Raw genomic sequence first — 1586 nt, 5'->3', positions numbered from 1 at the left:
TAGCTGAGCGCGCTAACTTACTACCGTGAGATCTTTGGGTTTCCATCCTTGTCTTCGATAGTTGCCTTCGTGTCTATTGCGCAGAGTTTCTTCATCTTATCTGACCATGGCATCAGCTCTTCCATGCCCTCGGGCTCATGAACGTAGTCCGGCATGTAAAGGAGTACCGCCTGCAGATACTTGAAGACACTCAGGTTGTTAAGTTTTGCTGTCTGCGCCAGGCTGTAGATGATCGCGCTGGCTTCGGCACCGGCCGGTGTATCGTGGAAGTAGAAGTTTTTCCGTCCCACGGCATACGGTCTCGCACCACAGCTTTCGGTGAAGTTGTTTGAAATCGGAATTCTGCCGTCCAGGAAATAGTTCTCCATGTACGGTTTCTGATTCTGGGCATACGTCACCGCTTTCCCCAGCAGGCTGGTTTTGCTTGCTGAGATCTGATCCAGGGATTCCCAGATCTGATTCCAGATCTCGTGTTCCTTGGATGCTTCTCGTTTGATTTTGCGTTCCTCCGCGCTGAGATCGATGAAGCCTCGCTCGATTTCAAACAGCTTCGAGCAGAGATTTACGATCTTTGCGGCAGGTGACTTGGACTTACCACTCTTGCGGTCCTCTGACGGTATTGCGTCATAGAACTTACGCCGGAAATGTGCCAGGCAGCCACATCGGAGGACGCCCTTCGGCAGATGATTGTATCCCTGATACCCATCTGCCAGGAAGTACTTGCCGCTGAACGACTGATAGAAGTTCTGCGGTACCGATCCTGCCCGTGAAGGATTGTACTCATAGAGCATGATCGGAGGCAGGCCATCGAGATTCGCTGAGCAGTGGATCCACATGTAGGATTTCTGCTGAGCCGTCCGACCATCTTCCTTGAGCACCTGGCATGGCGTCTCATCTGCGCAGGTGACTTCTCGCTCGAGGAGGTGCTTAACCAGCGCATCGTACAGAGGCTTCATGTACTTCTTGCCACAGTAGATGCACCAGTTCGCCAGCGTTGCACGCTGGATCGATACGCCCATCTGTTTCCATTCCTTTTCCTGCCGGTACAGAGGCATGGAGTTGATGTACTTCTGGTACATCACATACGCAACGGTCGTCGGCGATGCCGGACTGTGCGGAATCAGCGGAGATGGAACCGCGGCGCGGGCAAATCTTGCGTATCCGGTCTCTTCGTAGCATTTCTGACAGCGGACCGTCTCCTGATAGATGTTCACGAGGCGGATCTGAGCCGGAATGACCTCCAGTTCGGTACGGACTTTCTCCCAGCCGACACGCTCCATGGTGTTGCCGCATTGTGGGCAGATCTTCGCATCCTGATCAAGATGACACAGAAGGTCTCTCGATGGAAGCTTGTCATACAGCTCCTTATAAGACGCCTTCTTCTTTTTCTCACCTTCCTGCTTGCGGATGTAGCCCTTGACGATGGTCTCCACTGTAGGCTCTTCAGCGTTCGGATCCGCTGCCAGCTCCGCTTCGTTGAAAAGGTCCATCAGTGTCAGCTGCTCAGGGTTATCATAACCGACGTGTTTCTTTTCGGATCGTGAGGCAAAGATCATACGCTTGAACTCTTCAATGGTCTCCTTAGC

At 52.8% G+C, this 1586-nt stretch carries 1 protein-coding gene; it reads right to left on the bottom strand.

Translation table 11 applies throughout. The annotated features are described in order from the left end of the window. Positions 1-20: 20 nt before the first annotated feature. On the bottom strand, positions 21-1586 hold a 1566-nt coding region (gene tnpC, locus ACTNC3_RS11300), incomplete at its 5' end, for an IS66 family transposase (protein WP_441227490.1).

The organism is Oribacterium sp. HCP3S3_B9 (genome assembly GCF_052064255.1).
GTDB lineage: Bacteria > Bacillota > Clostridia > Lachnospirales > Lachnospiraceae > Oribacterium.
The sequence above is the reverse complement of the archived record's forward strand: the minus strand, read 5'-3'. Positions and strand labels throughout refer to the sequence as shown.